Origin of the sequence: Phenylobacterium sp. (assembly GCF_035539035.1) — a bacterium.
Taxonomy (GTDB): domain Bacteria; phylum Pseudomonadota; class Alphaproteobacteria; order Caulobacterales; family Caulobacteraceae; genus Phenylobacterium.
Genome location: NZ_DATLJI010000010.1, coordinates 49,868 through 67,896, shown reverse-complemented (window position 1 = coordinate 67,896; position 18,029 = coordinate 49,868). Strand labels below are relative to the sequence as shown.

The following is an 18,029-nucleotide window of genomic DNA, read 5'->3' as shown; positions in this document are numbered from 1 at the left end:
GCTCGACGGCATGTCCCGTGCTCTCCTCGCCGGCCTCGCCCTCGGCCTCTCGCTCGCCGCCGCCGCCGCCCAGGCCGCGCCCTACAGGGCGCCGCGCACCCCCCACGGCCAGCCGGATCTGCAGGGGATCTGGACCAACACCGCGGTGACCTTCCTGCAGCGGCCGCAGGGCTTCAAGAACCTGGTCCTCACCGAGGAAGAGGCGGCCATGCTGGAGGCCGGCTTCCTGAAGTACGTGGGCCCGCTGGTCAGCGGCGAGCCGATCGACCCGACCCTGCCCGCGCCGCCGGAGGTGAAGGAGGTCGACAACTCCGACTTCATCGAGATGCAGCTCAAGGCGGGCCGCATCGACGGAAAGCCGCGCTCCTCCTGGATCGTCGAGCCGGCCGACGGCCGCCTGCCGTTCACCGAGGCCGGCCGCAAGGCGAGCCGCGAGATCGGCCGCGACCGAGGCTACGCGAGCTACGAGTATCGCCCCACCGACGAGCGCTGCATCACCGCCATCGGCTCCACCGAAGGGCCGCCGATGATGAACTCCGGCTTCAACGGCCACTACCAGATCGTCCAGACCCGCGACCACGTCGCCATCCACATCGAGATGAACCACGACGTGCGCATCGTCCGCCTGGCCGACCGCCGGCATCCGCACGCGGCGGTCGATTCGTGGCTGGGCGATTCCGTCGGCTGGTGGGAGGGCGAGACCCTGGTCGTGGAGACGGCGAACCTGCGCGCCCAGCACTTCATCGGCAGCCTCGGCGGCGGCTTCGCCTACGGGCCCAGGGCCAGGCTCACCGAGCGCTTCACCCGCACGGCGAAGGACGGGATGCTCTACCAGTTCGCGGTGGACGACCCCGACACCTTCACCCAGGTCTGGCGCGCCGAGATGCCCTGGCGCGCCGCGCCGGGACCCATCTACGAGTACGCCTGCCACGAGGGGAACTACTCCCTTCCCAACATCCTCGCCGGGGCCCGGGTCCAGGAGCGGGAGGCGGCGGCCAGGGCGAAATAGCGGCGAGGCGGCTCGCGCACCCTCACAGCTTCTTGAGCGTTGTAGCTTCCGGATCGCCGTCCGACGCCGGCGAGAGGGACGCCTATGACCTTCCAGCAGGGCCTCGCCTTCGGGCTGATCGGGCTTACGATCGCGTGCTTCATCTGGGGCCGCTGGCGCTACGACGTGGTCGCCCTGACTGCGCTGCTGCTCGGCGTCGCCATCGGCGTGGTCCCGGCCGAGGACGCGTTCTCCGGCTTCGCCAACGACGTGACGGTGATCATCGCCTGCGCGCTGGTGGTGAGCGCCGCCTTCGCGCGCTCCGGCATCGTCGAATCGATCCTGCGGCCGGTGCTGCCCTATCTGACCAGCGCCCGCACCCAGGTGCCGCTGTTCGTGGGCGCCGTGACCCTGCTCTCCATGGTCACCAAGAACGTCGGCGCGCTCGCCATCATGATGCCCATCGCCCTGCAGGTGGCGAAGCGGACCGGCACGGCGCCTTCGTGCCTGCTCATGCCCATGGCCTTCGGCTCGCTGATCGGCGGCACCGTCACCCTCGTGGGCACCTCCCCCAACATCCTGGTCTCGGAGGTGCGCGAGCAGATCCTCGGCAAGCCGTTCCAGATGTACGACTACGCGCCGGTCGGCCTGGGCGTGACGGCCCTGGGCCTGGTCTTCCTGTCGTTCGCCTATCGGCTGCTGCCGATGTCGCGCCCGCCGGCCGAGACCCTCGACGCCGCCCTGGACGCCGCCCCCTATTTCACCGAGGTGGAGATCCCCGAGGACTGGAGCCTCGAGAAGCGCACGGTGCGCCACCTGCACGCGCTCGGGCAGGGGGACGTCACGGTCATGGCGCTGCGCCGCGGCGGCAAGCGCCGCTCGGCCCCGCACCCCAACAGCCGCCTCCAGCCGGGCGACGTCCTCCTGCTGGAGGGCGAGCAGCAGGCGCTGGACGGGCTCATCCAGCGGGCGAAGCTGAAGCTCACCCGCTCCGACCGTCCGGTGGCCATGGAGGAGCCCACCGAGGAGGTGCGGGTCGTCGAGGCGGTGATCAGCCCCGATTCCCTGCTGGTCGGCCGCTCGGCCAAGCAGGAGGATCTCTACGGCCAGCACGGGGTGAACCTGCTGGCGGTGAGCCGCGCCGGCTACCGCACCACGCGCGAGTTGCGCACCGTGCGGCTGCGCTCCGGCGACATCATCGTCCTGCAGGGCGGGGAGCGGACCCTGCCGGGCGCGCTCAAGACCCTGGGCCTCCTGCCGCTTGCCGAGCGCGAGGTGCGGCTGGGCGGCATCCGCCACCGCGTGGCCCCGGCGCTGATCCTGCTGGCCGCCATGGTCGCCGTCGCCGTGGGCTGGGTCCCGGTGGCCATGGCCTTCTTCGCCGCCGCCGTGGCCATGGTGCTGGTGGGCGCGATCCGAATGCGCGAGGCCTATTCGGCCCTCGATGGCCCGGTGCTGGTGCTGATCGCGGCGCTGATTCCGATCTCCGACGCGATCCGCGCCACCGGCGGTGCGGATCTCGTGGCCGGTGGGCTCGCCGTGGCCTTCCAGGGACAGGCGCCGCTCTTCGCCCTGGGGGCGGTGATGCTGGTCGCCATGGCCGCCACCCCCTTCCTCAACAACGCCGCGACGGTGCTGATCGTGGCCCCGATCGGGGCGGCCCTGGCCAAGCTGCTCGGCCTCAACCCCGACCCGTTCCTGATGGCGGTGGCGCTCGGCGCGGCGTGCGACTTCCTCACCCCCATCGGGCACCAGTGCAACACCCTGGTGATGGCGCCCGGCGGCTACCGCTTCTCAGACTATCCCCGGCTGGGGGCGCCGCTCAGCTTGCTCGTGCTGGTTGCAGGCACCCTGCTCATCTCGCTGGTGTGGCCGCTGCAGGGTTGAGTTGGCCGGTCACACTCTCGTGAGCGGGACCTGCGACCTCATGACCAAGACCTTGATCTGCCGAGGGAGCGCTTAGCTTGTTAACCACTGGTTTACGAAAAAAGCCTGGGGGCGGACGGGTCGCCTCATTGACGACTCCTTAGCCACTGTGGCCCCATATCTGGGCTGGTTGAGGTGCTTGGCACACAACATATAGCGCGGGGCAGCGGGAACGACGGACGGAGAGCCGGGGTTCCTACAGGACGGGTACGGGAAAATGAGTGAAGCGGCCAAGGTTGGGATTGCCGAAGGTGCGGAGCGCGCGGGGGCGCGTTCGGAGCGTCCGCAACTGCAGCTGGTCCGCAAGGTCGAGGTCGACCGGTCGCGCGACGCCCTGCTGACCGATTTCGGCAAGACGACGCTGGAGGACCGCTACCTGCTGCAGGGCGAGTCCTACCAGGACATGTTCGCGCGCGTCGCCACGGCCTTCGCCGACGACGCCGACCACGCCCAGCGCATCTACGACTACATCTCGAACCTGTGGTTCATGCCGGCCACGCCGGTGCTGTCGAACGGCGGCGCCGACCGCGGCCTGCCGATCTCCTGCTTCCTCAACGCCGTGCCGGACAACCTCGAAGGCATCGTCAGCGTCTGGAACGAGAACGTGGCGCTCGCCTCCAACGGCGGCGGCATCGGCACCTACTGGGGCGGCGTCCGCTCCATCGGCGAGAAGGTGAAGGGCGCGGGCCAGACCAGCGGCATCATCCCCTTCATCCGGGTGATGGACTCGCTGACGCTCGCCATCTCCCAGGGCTCGCTGCGCCGCGGCTCGGCCGCCGTCTACCTCGACATCCACCACCCGGAGATCGAGGAGTTCCTGGAGATCCGGAAGCCCTCCGGCGACTTCAACCGCAAGAGCCTCAACCTCCACCACGGCCTGTCGATCACCGACGAGTTCATGGAGGCGGTCCGCGACGGCGCCATGTTCGGCCTGCGCTCGCCCAAGACCGGCGAGGTGATCCGCGAGGTCGACGCCCGCTCGCTGTGGCAGAAGATCCTCGAGATCCGCCTGCAGACCGGCGAGCCCTACCTGATCTTCTCCGACACCGTGAACCGCGCCATGCCGCAGCACCAGCGCGAGCTGGGGCTGAGCGTCCGCCAGTCCAACCTGTGCTCGGAGATCATGCTCCACACCGGCAAGGACCACCTGGGCGCCGAGCGCACCGCGGTCTGCTGCCTGTCCTCGGTCAACGCCGAGAAGTTCCTGGAGTGGCGCGACCACCCGACCTTCGTCGAGGACGTCATGCGCTTCCTCGACAACGTGCTGGAGGACTTCATCCAGCGCGCCCCGCCGGAGATGGCCAACGCCGTTTACGCGGCGAAGCGCGAGCGCTCGGTGGGCCTGGGCCTGATGGGCTTCCACTCCTTCCTGCAGGCGCAGAACGTCCCCTTCGAGAGCGCGCTCGCCAAGTCCTGGAACATGCGCCTCTTCAAGACCCTGCGCCGCCAGTGCGACGCGGCCTCCCGCACGCTGGCCGCCGAGCGCGGGCCCTGCCCGGACGCCGCCGAGCGCGGGGTCATGGAGCGGTTCTCCCACAAGCTGGCCATCGCGCCGACCGCCTCGATCTCGATCATCTGCGGCGGCACCAGCGCCGGCATCGAGCCGATCCCGGCCAACATCTACACCCACAAGACCCTGTCGGGGTCCTTCGCGGTGAAGAACCCCTACCTGGAGCGCGTCCTCGACGAGAAGGGCCAGAACACCGCCCAGGTGTGGGACTCGATCCTCGAGAACGAGGGCTCGGTGCAGCACCTCGACTTCCTGACCCAGGACGAGAAGGACGTCTTCAAGACCGCCTTCGAGATCGACCAGCGCTGGGTCGTCGAGCTCGCCGCCGACCGCACGCCCGACATCTGCCAGTCCCAGTCGGTCAACATCTTCCTGCCCGGCGACGTGGATAAGTGGGACCTGCACATGCTGCACTGGCAGGCGTGGGAGCGGGGCTGCAAGAGCCTCTACTACCTGCGCTCCAAGTCCGTGCAGCGCGCCGCCCACGCCGGCGGTGAGGGCCTGGCCGTCGTCGAGATGATGGACACCGGCAAGACCGACTACGAGGAATGCCTCGCCTGCCAATAGTTGCGCTCTAAAGGTTAAGCCGCCAGCATTCGTCTTAACCTTGAGTGTACCGAAGAGGCCGCGGGCCACCGCGGCCTCTTTAACGTCAACTATTCCCTTGCCAGCCGGATTTCGCCGTGTCTCCGTTAGCCATGGGGAACTACTTTTCGGTTTGCGGCTTAGCCTGGACGTGAAACAGTAGAGCTCGAAACCACGCGCTCTACGACGTGGGCTGGGAGATGACGAGGATGCGGCGGCTGGCCTGTGCAGCCATCGGTCTTGCATGCGGCGCCGCCGGCCAGGCGGCCGCCCAGGGGCTGGTCTCTGGCTCCTTCGCGCCGGGATCCCCCGCCGAGGCCCTCAACCAGGCCGCCTTCGCCGAGCGCGACGCCTTCCTCGACGGCTCGCCCGCCCGCTTCAACTCCAGCGCCGTGAAGCTCCCCGGCCGCACCGGCGGCCCGGTGGACTCGCTGCGCGTCAGCGTCGGCGGCGTGCTCGACACGCCCGGCGGCCTTCCGCTCAACCTCGACCGCGCCCAGTTCGACGCCCGCGACTACGACGTCTCCCTGATCCGCAGCTGGCCGCGGGCCATGAGCTTCGAGACCCGCAAGTTCGAGCTCGACGTCTCGCCCCACGCCGGCGTCGGCGTCGGCAACCGCGGCGGCTCCGCGGAGGCCGGGGCCGAGGTCCGCCTTTCCGCGCCCAAGACCCGCGAGGAGCGCGCCGTCGAGCAGCTCAAGGACATGGGCGTCGGCGACGGCGCCGCCTTCGGCGACCGCGGCCGCTGGTACCTGTTCGCCGCGGCGTCCGGCCGCGCCGTCGGCCTCAACATGCTGCGCAACGAGGGCGACTGGGACCGCGCCGGCTGGACCACCGATCCCACGTCGTCCCTGGTCGGCGACGCCCAGGTCGGCGTCGGCTGGCGCAAGGGCTCGGTGCAGACCTCGTTCGGCGTCGTCCACCGCGAGGTGCGCGGCGAGAACATGATCTTCGGCCAGAAGACCACCGACGACACCGTCGCGGCCTTCACCTTCGCCATCCGGCCCGGCCGGTAGGGGCGAGGCGCGCTCCTAGCCCTCCCAGCCTTCTTCGAACGGCATCCGCTCGGCCCAGAAGGCCGCGAGCCTCGGTTCGGCGTCCACCCGCTTCACCACCTGCGCCATCTTCGGGGCGACCGCGTAGAAGCGCCGGCGCCTCGGCGTCCAGCGCGACACCACCGTCACATAGAGGTCGAGCACGCTCAGCGCGTCGCCCAGGATGTAGCGGCCGGGCGAGACCTGCTCGTCCATCATCTTCCAGCAGTCGGCGATCCGCTCGGCCGTGCGCGACAGGATCACCTGCTCCGCCTCGGCCCCGTCCGCCAGCCGCGAGGGGATGTCGCGCACCCAGTACATCGAATAGATCTGCGCCGGGACATAGACCATCCAGCGCAGGAACTGGCCCCGCGCGGGGTCCCCCGGCGGCGGCGCGAGCCCGGCCTGCGGATGCTGCTCGGCGAGCCACAGCAGGATCGCCGCGCTCTCGGTCATCAACTCGCCCGACGGCAGCACCAGCGCCGGCACCTGCTTCAGCGGATTGATCCGCGTCACCCGCTCGTCGTCGTGGACATAGGCGCCGTCGGCCACGTCCACCCGCTCGAACGGCTCGCCCATCAGCGTCAGCGCGGCCTCGACCACCACCGAGCCGAAGCCCCGGGCGCCATAGAGCACATAGCGGCCAGCCATCATTCCATCCCCAGGTTCTTCACAACATGTTGGGCAGCTGCGCCAACTTGGCGCTAGATGTTGTCCTAAATCGGCGCCACCTTAGGTCCATCAAGCTCACGATCCCGTGCGTTGGGGAAGCCGCCAGTGACCACGTCCAAGAACCGCGCCCTGCCGGGCCTGCTCACGCCGTCCTACGCCTACAAGCCCTTCCGCTATCCGTGGGCCTACGAGTTCTGGAAGAAGCAGCAGCAGGTCCACTGGATTCCGGAGGAGATCCCGCTCGGCGAGGACCTCAAGGACTGGGCCTCCAAGCTCAACGACCGCGAACGCAACCTGCTCACCCAGATCTTCCGATTCTTCACGCAGTCGGACGTCGAGGTGAACGACAACTACATGGAACGCTACAGCCGCGTCTTCAAACCCACCGAGGTGAAGATGATGCTGGCCGCCTTCTCCAACATGGAGACGATCCACATCGCCGCCTACGCCCTGCTGCTCGAGACGATCGGCATGCCCGACGCCGAGTTCACGGCCTTCCTCGACTACCAGGCGATGCGCGACAAGCACGACTACATGCAGCAGTTCGGGGTCGACACCGACGCCGACATCGCCCGGACGCTCGCCATGTTCGGCGGCTTCACCGAGGGCCTGCAGCTGTTCGCCAGCTTCGCCATGCTGATGAACTTCCCGCGCCACAACAAGATGAAGGGCATGGGCCAGATCGTCTCCTGGTCGGTGCGCGACGAGAGCCTGCACTGCGAGGGGATCATCAAGCTCTACCACGCCTTCAACAAGGAGACCGGCGTGGTCACCAAGTCCGTGGCCGACGACATCGTCGACTGCTGCAAGACGGTGGTGGGCCTGGAGGACAAGTTCATCGACCTGGCCTTCGAGGCCGGCGAGGTCCAGGGCATGACGCCCGAGGACATCAAGAGCTACATCCGCTTCATCGCCGACTGGCGCCTGCGCCAGCTCCACCTGCCGGAGGTCTACGGCGTGAAGGAGAACCCGCTGCCCTGGCTGCAGTCGATGCTGTCGGGCGTGGAGCACGCCAACTTCTTCGAGGCCCGCGCCACCGAGTACTCCAAGGCCGCGACCAAGGGGCAGTGGCACGGCAACGAGGGCGTCTGGGCGAGCTTCGACGCCATGATGGCCAAGCGCAGCGAGAACACCCTCCCGGCGGAATAGCCGCCGGTGGCGCTCGCCGCGGCCTGGATCGAGGACGACTGGATCTACAGCCGGGAGGCGGCCCAGAGCGGCCGCTTCTGGATCCACGACGGCTGGGTCTGGGACGTGGCCGAGGTCGGCAAGCCGGTCAGCACCGGCTTCTGGATCAGCCAGGGCTGGATCTTCGGCCCCGAGGGCGCCGAGGCGGTCGACACCGGCTTCTTCATCCGCGACGCCTGGATCTACGGGCCCTCGCCCTTCCTGCCGTTCGCCCCGCAGCCGGGTGGCGGCGGGCAGCGCGTGGCGGGCGGGTAGGGGCAGCGGCCATGGCCTGCCGTCCCTTTGGGGCGGACCCCGGCATTGATCTCACGGCGGCCATTCTGCCTGCGGGCCTCGGCAACTCAAGGATGGCGCGCAGCGCCACCGCGCCGCGGCGCGCCCGCCGGGCGCGTCCTTGACTTGCCGAGACCCGCAGGCTCCCGTCTGACCGGGAGATCAATGGCTGGAAAGCATCTCGCGATGCCGTCCCGACTTTCCGCGTGCGCCTCCTCTCCCCCCGCGCAGCGGAGAGGGAGAGGGTAGGGAGAGGGCCTCACGCCACCCCCACTCCCCGACAGCCCCCTGCAACCTGCGGCCAAGCATCTGGCGCCCCGCGTCATGGCCGCCGGCTGTCCCGCCGCTACCCTCAAGCTCCGTACCGCCCTAAGGAGCTTCCCATGCTGCCCGCCATCGCGTTGCACATCGCCGGCGGGGCCCTCGGCATCCTGTCCGGCTTCTGGGCGCTCGCCGTGCGCAAGGGCGGGGATGCGCACCGGCTGGCCGGCCGGGTGTTCTTCGCCGCCATGCTGGCCATGGCCGGCTTCGCCCTGGTGGTGGCGGCGCTCCGGGTCCAGAAGCTCAACGCCATCGCCGCGGCCTTCACCCTCTACCTGGTGGTCACCGCCTGGACCGCGGTCCGCCGCCCGGCCGCCACGCCCTCGCGCCTGGAGCCCTGGGCCGCGCTCTGGGCCGTCGCCGTCTCCGCCGCGGGCTTCGGGATCGGCGGCCTCATCGCCTCCACGCCGGGCGGTCTGGCCGACGGCGACCCGACCTCCGGCCTGGATCCCGCGATCTACTACGCCTTCGGGGTCCTCGCCGCGTTCGCCGCCCTGATGGACGTCCGTGTCATCCGCCGCGGCGGCCTCGCCGGGCCCGCGCGCACCTCGCGCCACCTGTGGCGCATGTGCCTGGCCCTGTTCATCGCCGCCGGTTCGTTCTTCTTCGGCCAGGCCGATGAGGTCCCCGCCGCCCTGCGCGGACCGCACCTGGCCGTCCCGCCCTTCGCGGCGCTCGGCGCCCTGGCGTTCTGGATGCTGAAGGTCCGCCTCCCGCGCCGCCGCCGCCCGGTGGCCGCGGCCGCCGCCTAGGCCGTCCGGCCCGGCGACTGGGCCTCGATCACCGGCAGGGAGTCCCACACCTCCAGCACGCCGAGCCTGGCGAGGGAGGCGAACATCCGCTGCAGGTTGCCCGCGTTGGCGACCAGCTTGCGGCGCAGCAGCGGCCGCGTCAGGAACCGCGTCGGCACGATCAGCCCGTCCTTCACGCGCACGATGACGCCGAACCCCTCCAGCCGCCGCACGTGCCGCCGCACGGTTTCCGGCGGCATGCCCACGCGCCTCGCCAGCGCGCCGACGGAGATCGGCGTCCGTTCCTCGTCGGCGACCATCTCGTCATAGCCCGGCCCGCCGCGCACCGCGTGCGGCAGGCGCTCGGTGTTCGAGCGGAACACCTCCATCGTGATGATGCTGTCGGCCACGCTGCCGAAGCTCGCCAGCAGCTCCACCACGCGCAGCACGTAGGCGCCGGCGATCCGCGACACCGCCCGGATGGGGAACGCGCCCTGCGAGAGGTCCGCCTCCGCCGGCGGGGGAGGCGGCAGCAGCCCCTGGTCGCGCAGCTCGTAGTAGAAGGCCCTGAGCCGCTCGTATCCGCGGAAGGCGTCGGCATAGTAGCGCGGCGCCGAGAGCACCGACCCGGGCACGATCACCCCGCCCTCCACGATCACGCAATGGCCCTCCCGCGCCAGGCCCGCGATCCGCCGGCGCACCGTCTCGAACGGCAGGCTCAGGGAGCCGGCCAGGGCGTTGATGCTCACCGGCCGGCGCAACTCGTCCGGCGGCACCGCGTCGGCGAACGCCGCCTGCAGCTCCGGCTGGCGGATGATGTCGGCGATGTTGGCCTGGGTGGCGGCGCTGATCAGCAGGGTGTCGATCAGGTGGCCGTCGTCGCCGCGGACGATGGCCACGGTGTCCAGCAGGAAGGCCGCCGTCAGCCGGCTGAGAAGCCGCAGCTGGCCCACCGGATCGTCGGACCCGACGGCTTCGGGCGCGGCCAGAGCCGTGTTCATCTTGCAGGCTCCCCAGCCGCATACCCCGCGCGAGCATGTTCCTGAGGCCAAGCTCCGGCAACCTGTGGGAAACCCGTAGGCCCCCGGGGGGAATGGCGCTTTTGTTCTGCAAATGTTCGCAGTCTTCGGCCCTTGGGCGGTAGGCTCGGGGAATGCCCTTCGCCTATCCGAACCGCCATGGCCTGCAGACCGAGCTCCTCCAGCGCGTCGCCTCGGGCGAGACGATGGCGTCCGTCTGCGCAGCGCCCCACATGCCCAGCTACGTCGCCTTCCGGCTGTGGGCGCTCGCCGACCCGGCCTTCGCCGAGGCGCTCCGGACAGCCCGCCTGCAGGGCGCCTGGCGGCGCCGTTACCTGTTCTACGAGGCCCGCGCCCAGGCGGTGCTCGTCCGTGTCCGCGCCGGCGGAAAGCTGCACGAGGTGCTCTCCGCGCCCGACATGCCCAGCCGGCGGGTGTTCGCCTACTGGCGCGCCACCCAGCCCCACATCGCCGAGGAGCTGCACCGGCTGCACCAGGACCGCCGGGCGGAGCATAGCCACCGCAACCACCCCCGCTTCCGCCGTTTCGACCCGGCCCTCGCCGACCGCATCCTGGTCCGGGTCGGCCGCGGCGCAGGGCTGGAACGCACGCTCGCCGCCGACCCGGAGCTCCCCTGCCGCGCGGTGGTCAGGCGTTGGCGCACGGAGAACCCGGACTTCGAACAGGAGCTGAAGGTCGCCCTGGCGGTCGGCCACCGCCATGCCCGCCTTCGCGCGCGCTGCACGCCGGAGCTGATCGAGACCGTCGCCCATCGCATCCGCCAGGGCGCCTCGCTGGCCAACCTGGGCCTGCGCCGCGACATGCCCTGCCGCGCGACCCTCTACGCGTGGATGCGGACCTGCCCGGAGTTCGGCGACGCGGTGGAGCAGGCCTGCCACGCCCGCGAGCAGGAGCTTTCGGAGCGGATGGTGGAGATCGCCATGGCCTGCACGCCCCAGACCGCCGGCCGCGCCGGACGCCGGGTCGCCGCCATCAGGCGCCGCCTCGGCCGTCTCAGCCGCATCCCCGGCCAGCCGAAGCGCGACCGGGGCGTCCGGGAGTGACCGCCGCCCACGCCGCGGGGAGGCCCGGCGTCGGTAAGGTCAGGACCCCCAGGGGCCCTTGCGGGTCTCGGTCACCGGCACGGCGGTCGCCGCGCGGGGGCGCGTCCCGCCCGAGACGATCGGCCGGGCCCCGCCCTGGCCCACCAGGGCCATCAGCGCGCTCACCCGGTTGTGCGTCGCCGGGTGGGTGGAGAACAGGTTGTCGCCGCGCCCGCCGGCCAGCGGGTTGATGATGAACATGTGCGCGGTGGCCGGATTGCGCTCGGCGTCGGGGTTGAAGTAGCCGCCCTTGGCGTAGGCCTCGATCTTCTGCAGGGCGGAAGCCAGCGCATGCGGGTCGCCGGAGATGGCCGCGCCCTCGGCGTCCGCCTCGTACTCGCGGTGGCGGCTGATCGCCATCTGCACCAGCGCCGCGGCGATGGGGCCCAGGATCATCAGGGCCAGGGCGCCGACCATGCCGGTGGGCCGGCCGTTCTCGTCCCGGCCGCCGAACAGGAAGGCGAAGTTGGCCAGCATGCCGATGGCGCCGGCGATGGTGGCGGTGATCGTCATGGTGAGCGTGTCGCGGTTCTTCACGTGCGCCAGCTCGTGGGCCATGACCCCGCGGATCTCGCGCCGGTCCAGCATGCCCAGCAGGCCGCGGGTGGCGGCGACGGCGGCGTGCGCTGGGTCGCGCCCGGTGGCGAAGGCGTTCGGCTGGTCCTGGTCGATGACGTAGATCTTCGGCCGCGGCAGGCCCGCCCGGGCCGCCAGCTCCAGGGTGTCGGCGACGTAGTTGCGCACCAGCGGCTCGGGGTGGCTCTCGTCCACCTCCTTGGCGCGGTACATCGAGAGCACGATCTTGTCGGCGTTCCAGTAGCTGACCAGGTTCATGCCGGCCGCCAGCAGGAAGGCGATCGCCATCCCGGTGGTCCCGCCCACCATGTACCCCGCGCCCACGAACAGGGCGGTGAGGGCGGCCAGCAGCACGAAGGTGCGAAGATGGTTGCGCATCGGTCCTTTAGGTCTCGCGGGGCCTCATGCCCCTGGCGGAAATATGGGGATCGGGAGCGGCCGGTTTAAGCGCCGCTCAGTCCTCCAATCGAGGTGTCACCCGCGCGCCCGCCGGGCCAGGGCCGGCGGCCGCAGCTCGGCGCCGCCGACGTTCTCCGCCCGCAGCTGGGCGTCCATCTCGTCCGCCGGCATGGGCCGGGCGAACAGGTAGCCCTGCATCCGGTCGCAGCCGGCGGCGCGCAGGAATATCGCCTGGGCCGGGTCCTCGACGCCCTCGGCGACGATGGAGACGCCGAGCGCGCGGGCCGCGTGCAGCATCGAGCCCACCAGCCGCGAGACGCGGGCGTCGCTGGCCACGTCGTTGATCAGGCTGCGGTCCAGCTTCACCGTCTGGATCGGCAGGTGCATGAGCGCGCGCAGGTTCGAATAGCCGGTGCCGAAGTCGTCGAGGGCGATGTTCACGCCCTTGGCGGCCAGCCGCTCGATATGCCGGCGCGAGAGGGCGAGGTCCTGCAGCAGGAAGGTCTCGGTGATCTCCACCGACAGGGCCGTGGCCGGCAGGTCGGTCTCGCCCAGCCTGCGGATCAGCTTGCGCGAGAAGGCGGGGTCCAGCAGGTCCCGGGGCGAGACGTTGCACGAGACGTGCTCGATCAGGCCGTCGGCCACCCAGGGCGCGGCGTGCCGGCAGGCGGCCTCGAACACCGCCTCGTCGATGCGGCCGATCAGGCCCAGTTCCTCGGCGATCGGCACGAAGGCGCCCGGGGCCAGCAGCCCCTGCTCCGGATGGCGCCAGCGGGCCAGCACCTCGACACCGACGATGCGCCCGCCGGCGGCGTCCACCACCGGCTGGAACCAGGGCTCGATCTCGCCGGCCGGGATGGCCCGGCGCAGCTCCGCCTCCAGGGTGCGGCGCCGCTCGTTCTCGGCCCGCAGCTCGGCGTCGAAGGCGCTCCAGCGGCGCCCGCCGCGGGTCTTCACGCGGTAGAGGGCCTGGTCGGCGAACCGCTGCAGGTCGGCGGCGTCCGCGGCGTCCGTCGGGAACACGGCCACGCCCACCGAGGCGCCCGGCGCCACCACCCGGCCGTAGATGGCGTGCGGCTGGGAGAGGGCGTTGACCAGCTCGTGGGCCCGGCGGGGGACGTCCGCGGCTGGCGCGATCAGGGCGAACTCGTCGCCGCCCAGCCGGGCGACCAGCCCGTCGGGCCCCGCCGCGCGGCGCAGCCGGGCGCCCACCTCCGCCAGCAGCAGGTCGCCGGCATGGTGGCCCAGGGTGTCGTTCAGGTGCTTGAAGCGGTCCAGGTCGATGACGAACAGGGCGACGGCCTCGCCGCTCGCCCGCGCCGCCTCCAGGCGCTCGGCCAGGGCTGCGGTGAACGCCCCGCGGTTGACCAGGCCGGTCAGCGAGTCCGTCTGCGCCAGCCTGAGCGTCTGCGCGCGCTCGGCCTCGAGTTCGGCGACACGGGCCGCCAGCTCGGCCAGGATGTCAGGATGGTCGGGCAAGGGGCGGGACGCCTCGGGATCGAAGGCGGCATAGTGGGCCGACGGGGCGAATCCCGCGTTAAGCGACATGGATAACGGAGCGCTGCATGGCCCCAGCCCAAGATGACCCGCCGGCTGCGGCGACCTCCCGCGGCTGGCTCCGCCGCTGGTGGTTCGACGTGGCGCTGTGGAAGCGCATCCTGGGCGCCCTGGTCCTGGGCGTGGTCGCCGGCGTCCTGCTGGGGGATGCGGCGGAATCCATCAAGTGGCTGGGCGACCTGTTCATCCGCCTGATCCGGATGGTGGTGGTGCCGCTGGTCTTCGTCTCCATCGTCTCCGGCGTGGCGGCCATGGGCGATCCCCGCCGGCTGGGCTCTATCGGCGGGCGGACCCTTCTGCTCTACCTCGCCACGACCGTGGTCGCGGTGGGCCTGGGCCAGGGGCTGGGAGCGCTGTTCCGGCCGGGCGCCGGGATCGACTTCAGCGGCGTCACCGCCCGCCCGGTGGCGGAGGCTCCCTCCGTCGGCCAGCAGCTGATGAACATCGTGCCGCTGAACCCGCTGGGCGCGCTCGCCGAGGGCGACATGCTGGCGGTGATCTTCTTCTCCATCCTGCTGGGCGTCGCCATGATCGCGGCGGGCGAGGCGGCGCAGCCCGTGCGGCGGGTGTTCGACGCGGGCGTCGAGCTGATGCTGTTCATCACCCGGATGGTCATGGAGGCGGCGCCGTTCGGGGTCTTCGCCCTGATCGCGTGGGTGACCGGCACGGTCGGGCTCGCGGTCTTCCAGCACGTGGCCCTGCTGGCCGCCGCGGTCCTCACCGGCTCCCTGATCCAGACCCTGGTCGTGCACGGGCTGCTGCTCAGGCTCGTGGCCCGGCTGCCGGTCCTGCCGTTCTTCCGGGGCATCCCCGACGCCGTGATCGTGGCCTTCACCACCTCCTCCTCGGCCGCCACCCTGCCGGTGGCGATGCGGGTGGCGAAGGACAACCTCGGCGTCAGCCACACGGTGGCCTCCACCGCCCTGCCCATCGGGACGACCGTCTCGATGGACGGCACGGCGCTCTACCTCGGCATCCTGTCGATGTTCGCGGTCCAGGCCTTCGGCATCGAGCTGACCCTGCCCCAGGTCCTGCTGGCCGGCATCACCACGGTGCTGGTGGCGGTGGGCTCGGCGCCGGTGCCGTCCGCCTCGCTGTTCATGCTCGCCGCGGTGCTCTCGACCCTTGGCGTCTCGCCCGAGCAGACGGCCCTGGTGGTGGGTTTCGTGCTGCCGTTCGACCGGCCGCTCGACATGACCCGCACCGTGCCCAACAACACCGCCGACCTGGCGGTGGCCGTCACCGTCGCCCGCTGGGAGGGCGAGCTGGACGAGGCGGTCTACCGCGCCCGGCCGGGGGTCTAGGTCAGGCCCGGGCGGGCTGGCCCTCGTCCGGCGGCGCCTCGATCTGCTTCTCCCACTTGGCGACCACGGCGCTGGCGACGGAGTTGCCGACGACGTTGGTGGCCGAGCGGCCCATGTCGAGCAGGTGGTCCACCGCCAGGATCAGCAGCAGGCCCTCTTCCGGCAGGCCGAAGTAGGTGAGGGTGGCGGCGATCACCACCAGCGAGGCGCGCGGCACCCCGGCCATGCCCTTCGAGGTCACCATCAGGAGCGCCAGCATGGTGATCTGCTGGGCGATGGACAGCTCGATGCCGTAGATCTGGGCGATGAACAGCACCGCGAAGGTGCAGTACATCATCGAGCCGTCGAGGTTGAACGAGTAGCCGAGCGGCAGGACGAAGCTCGCCACCTTGCGGCTGACGCCCCACTTCTGCAGCTCCTCCAGGGTGCGCGGATAGGCGGCTTCCGACGAGGCGACGCTGAACGCCAGCAGGGTCGGCTGGCGGATCGCCGCCATCAGCTTCAGCCCCCGCGTCCCGACGATCGCCACCAGCGCCGCCACCAGCAGCCCCCACAGCAGCCCCAGCGACAGGTAGAACCCGCCGACGAACTTCGCATACGTCGCCAGCACCCCCACCCCCTGCACCGCAATCGTCGCCGCCAACGCCGCGAAAATGGCCACAGGGGCCGTGCGCATGACGTAGCCCGTCACCTTCAGCATGATCGCGGCGACCTGCTCCACGAGCGCCAGGACGGCAGGCGCCCGGTCGTCGATCGCCGACACGGCGGTGCCGACGAAGACCGAGAACACGACGATCTGCAGGATCTCGTTGCGCGCCATCGCCTCGACGATGGAGGCGGGCACCAGGTGGGTGACGAACTCCTTGAGGCTGAACTTGGCCACGTCCACCGTCGAGCCGGCGTCCGCCGCTGGCAGGGCGAGCGACATGCCGGTGCCCGGCTGCAGCAGATGGACCATGACCAGGCCCAGGGTCAGCGAGACGATCGAGGCCAGGATGAACCAGCCGATGGCCTTCACCCCGACGCGGCCGATCTCCGAGGCGTCGCCCATGTGCGCGATGCCCGCGACCAGCGTCGAGAACACCAGCGGCGCGATGATCATCTTGATCAGCCGCAGGAAGACGTCGGTGAGGATCGACAGGTTGTCGGCCACCGTGGCCGCCTGTTCCGCCGGGAGCGTCTGGTTGAGCAGCCAGCCGACCAGAACGCCGAGCACCATGGAGCCGACGATGAAGTAGGTGAAAACGCGGTTCATTGAGGCCCCGGCGAAGTTTTTCGTCGGCGCCTTTGTGGCCGGGAAGCGCGGCGGCGTCCATCCCGGGCGCGCGCGCCGTCTCGCAACCGTCAGCTCGGCCGTCTATAAGGCCTCGGATGACGACGAAAATGGATGCAGCCGGCATCGTTGATCGGCTGGAAGACGAATACCGCAGGAGCGTCGACGCCCTGCGGAGCGACCTGAAGCGCTTCCTCGGCGGCGGCCCGCCGCCCGCGCCGGACGTCCGCAGCTCCGGGGCCTACGCCTATCCCGAGCTGCGCCTGACCTGGCCCCCTGGCCTGACCTATCCGCGGATCAGCCGCGCCTTCGCGCGGATCGGCAATCCGGGACGCTATTCCGTCACGGTGACGCGGCCGCGCCTCTATCGCGACTATCTCGTCGAGCAGCTGGGCCTGTTGATGCAGGACTTCGACATCGAGGTCGAGGTCGGCCGTTCGCACCAGGAGATCCCGTTTCCCTACGTGCTCGACGGCGCGCAAGACCTGGCGCTGGCGGACGTCGGCGCCGCGGCGATCGCCCGGCACTTCCCGACCACCGAGCTCGCCCACATCGGCGACGAGATCGCCGACGGCGCCTGGATGGCTCACCCGGAGGCGCCGCGGCCGCTGGCGCTGTTCGATGGCCTGCGCACCGACTTCTCCCTGGCCAGGCTGGCCCACTACCTCGGCACCCCGGCCGAGCACGTGCAGCAGTTCATCCTGTTCACCAACTACCATCGATACGTGGACGAGTTCGTGCGCTGGGCGCTGGAGCAGCTGAAGGGCGACACGCCCTACACCGCGCTGTCGGCGGCCGGCCATGTGCTGGTCACGCGCGACACTCCGGACCCGCAGGGCGTGATCTCGGCGGCCGCGTGGCGCAAGCACCAGATGCCCGGCTACCACCTGATGGCCGAGGGGCGGGCGGGGATCAGCCTGGTGAACATCGGGGTCGGCCCCTCCAACGCCAAGACCGTGTGCGACCACCTGGCGGTGCTGCGCCCGCAGGCCTGGCTGATGATCGGCCACTGCGGCGGCCTGCGCGGCTCCCAGACCATCGGCGACTACGTCCTGGCCCACGCCTATCTGCGCGACGACCACGTCCTGGACGGGGTGCTGCCCCCCGAGATCCCGATCCCGCCGATCGCCGAGGTGCAGGTCGCCCTCAATCGCGCGGCCGAGACCGTCACCGGCGAGACGGGCGAAATCCTCAAACGCCGGCTGCGGACTGGCACGGTGGTGACCACCGACGACCGCAACTGGGAGCTCCGCTACTCCTCAAGCGCGCTGAGGTTCAACCAGAGCCGGGCGGTGGCGATCGACATGGAGAGCGCCACGATCGCCGCCCAGGGCTACCGGTTCCGGGTGCCCTATGGGACCCTGCTCTGCGTGTCGGACAAGCCGCTGCACGGGGAGATCAAGCTGCCCGGGCAGGCCAACGCCTTCTACGAGCGCGCCATCGGCCAGCACCTGCAGATCGGCATCGCCACCGTCGACCTGCTCCGCCAGGAGGGCGCGCGCCTGCACTCGCGCAAGCTGCGCAGTTTCGACGAGCCGCCGTTCCGGTGACGATCCGGAGCCGCGGGGCC

At 70.8% G+C, this 18,029-nt stretch carries 15 protein-coding genes; 10 read left to right on the top strand and 5 right to left on the bottom strand.

The window, feature by feature from the left end; translation table 11 throughout:
* The first annotated feature begins 10 nt into the window (after positions 1-10).
* From VM685_RS03480 to VM685_RS03465, 4 genes are all read left to right on the top strand, one after another.
* Positions 11-1,009 carry a hypothetical protein gene (locus tag VM685_RS03480; RefSeq protein ID WP_325458725.1) on the top strand — a complete coding sequence of 333 codons (999 nt, stop codon included), beginning with the start codon at positions 11-13 and terminating at the stop codon, positions 1,007-1,009.
* An 84-nt stretch (positions 1,010-1,093) separates the two neighbouring features.
* Complete coding sequence (locus tag VM685_RS03475) at positions 1,094-2,875, top strand: SLC13 family permease (RefSeq protein WP_325458724.1); 1,782 nt, start codon at positions 1,094-1,096, stop codon at positions 2,873-2,875.
* 256 nt (positions 2,876-3,131) lie between these two features.
* The gene (locus tag VM685_RS03470) at positions 3,132-4,991 is read left to right on the top strand and encodes a ribonucleoside-diphosphate reductase subunit alpha (RefSeq protein ID WP_325458723.1); all 1,860 of its coding nucleotides are present in this window, start codon (positions 3,132-3,134) and stop codon (positions 4,989-4,991) included.
* A gap of 227 nt (positions 4,992-5,218) precedes the next feature.
* On the top strand, positions 5,219-6,025 hold the full coding sequence (locus VM685_RS03465; protein WP_325458722.1) for a lipid A-modifier LpxR family protein: 807 nt from the start codon (positions 5,219-5,221) through the stop codon (positions 6,023-6,025).
* Positions 6,026-6,040: 15 nt separating this feature from the next.
* On the opposite strand, the gene VM685_RS03460 is transcribed toward VM685_RS03465, so the two are convergent.
* Positions 6,041-6,694: a glutathione S-transferase family protein gene (locus VM685_RS03460; protein WP_325458858.1), complete on the bottom strand. Its 654-nt coding sequence runs from the start codon at positions 6,692-6,694 to the stop codon at positions 6,041-6,043.
* A gap of 126 nt (positions 6,695-6,820) precedes the next feature.
* Here VM685_RS03460 and VM685_RS03455 point away from each other — a divergent pair, with 126 nt between their 5' ends.
* The 3 genes from VM685_RS03455 to VM685_RS03445 all read left to right on the top strand — a co-directional run bounded on the left by VM685_RS03455 (position 6,821) and on the right by VM685_RS03445 (position 9,249).
* A complete protein-coding gene (locus tag VM685_RS03455) occupies positions 6,821-7,864 on the top strand; it encodes a ribonucleotide-diphosphate reductase subunit beta (RefSeq protein ID WP_325458721.1) in 1,044 nt (347 codons plus the stop codon).
* 6 nt (positions 7,865-7,870) lie between these two features.
* Positions 7,871-8,158 (top strand): hypothetical protein, encoded by a 288-nt coding sequence (locus VM685_RS03450; protein ID WP_325458720.1) that lies wholly within the window; start codon positions 7,871-7,873, stop codon positions 8,156-8,158.
* A gap of 401 nt (positions 8,159-8,559) precedes the next feature.
* Positions 8,560-9,249: a hypothetical protein gene (locus VM685_RS03445; protein ID WP_325458719.1), complete on the top strand. Its 690-nt coding sequence runs from the start codon at positions 8,560-8,562 to the stop codon at positions 9,247-9,249.
* Here VM685_RS03445 and VM685_RS03440 read toward each other — a convergent pair.
* Positions 9,246-10,229 carry a winged helix-turn-helix domain-containing protein gene (locus VM685_RS03440; protein WP_325458718.1) on the bottom strand — a complete coding sequence of 328 codons (984 nt, stop codon included), beginning with the start codon at positions 10,227-10,229 and terminating at the stop codon, positions 9,246-9,248. The genes VM685_RS03445 and VM685_RS03440 overlap by 4 nt on opposite strands.
* Positions 10,230-10,381: 152 nt before the next feature.
* Here VM685_RS03440 and VM685_RS03435 point away from each other — a divergent pair, with 152 nt between their 5' ends.
* On the top strand, positions 10,382-11,311 hold the full coding sequence (locus VM685_RS03435; protein WP_325458717.1) for a hypothetical protein: 930 nt from the start codon (positions 10,382-10,384) through the stop codon (positions 11,309-11,311).
* Positions 11,312-11,350: 39 nt separating this feature from the next.
* Here the strand turns inward: VM685_RS03435 and htpX are convergent, their stop codons facing one another.
* Both htpX and VM685_RS03425 read right to left on the bottom strand, forming a co-directional pair.
* Complete coding sequence (gene htpX / locus VM685_RS03430) at positions 11,351-12,304, bottom strand: zinc metalloprotease HtpX (RefSeq protein WP_325458716.1); 954 nt, start codon at positions 12,302-12,304, stop codon at positions 11,351-11,353.
* 96 nt (positions 12,305-12,400) lie between these two features.
* Positions 12,401-13,873, bottom strand: a complete 1,473-nt coding sequence (locus tag VM685_RS03425; protein ID WP_325458715.1) for a bifunctional diguanylate cyclase/phosphodiesterase — start codon at positions 13,871-13,873, stop codon at positions 12,401-12,403.
* A 17-nt stretch (positions 13,874-13,890) separates the two neighbouring features.
* On the opposite strand from VM685_RS03425, the gene VM685_RS03420 reads away from it, so the two are divergent.
* On the top strand, positions 13,891-15,186 hold the full coding sequence (locus VM685_RS03420) for a dicarboxylate/amino acid:cation symporter (RefSeq protein ID WP_325458714.1): 1,296 nt from the start codon (positions 13,891-13,893) through the stop codon (positions 15,184-15,186).
* Position 15,187: 1 nt separating this feature from the next.
* Here VM685_RS03420 and VM685_RS03415 read toward each other — a convergent pair whose 3' ends face one another.
* Entirely contained in the window at positions 15,188-16,441 is a 1,254-nt protein-coding gene (locus VM685_RS03415; RefSeq protein ID WP_325458713.1) for a dicarboxylate/amino acid:cation symporter, read from the bottom strand.
* A gap of 116 nt (positions 16,442-16,557) precedes the next feature.
* Between VM685_RS03415 and VM685_RS03410 the strand changes: the two genes are divergently transcribed.
* A complete protein-coding gene (locus VM685_RS03410) occupies positions 16,558-18,009 on the top strand; it encodes an AMP nucleosidase (protein WP_325458712.1) in 1,452 nt (483 codons plus the stop codon).
* The last annotated feature ends 20 nt before the right edge of the window (positions 18,010-18,029 follow it).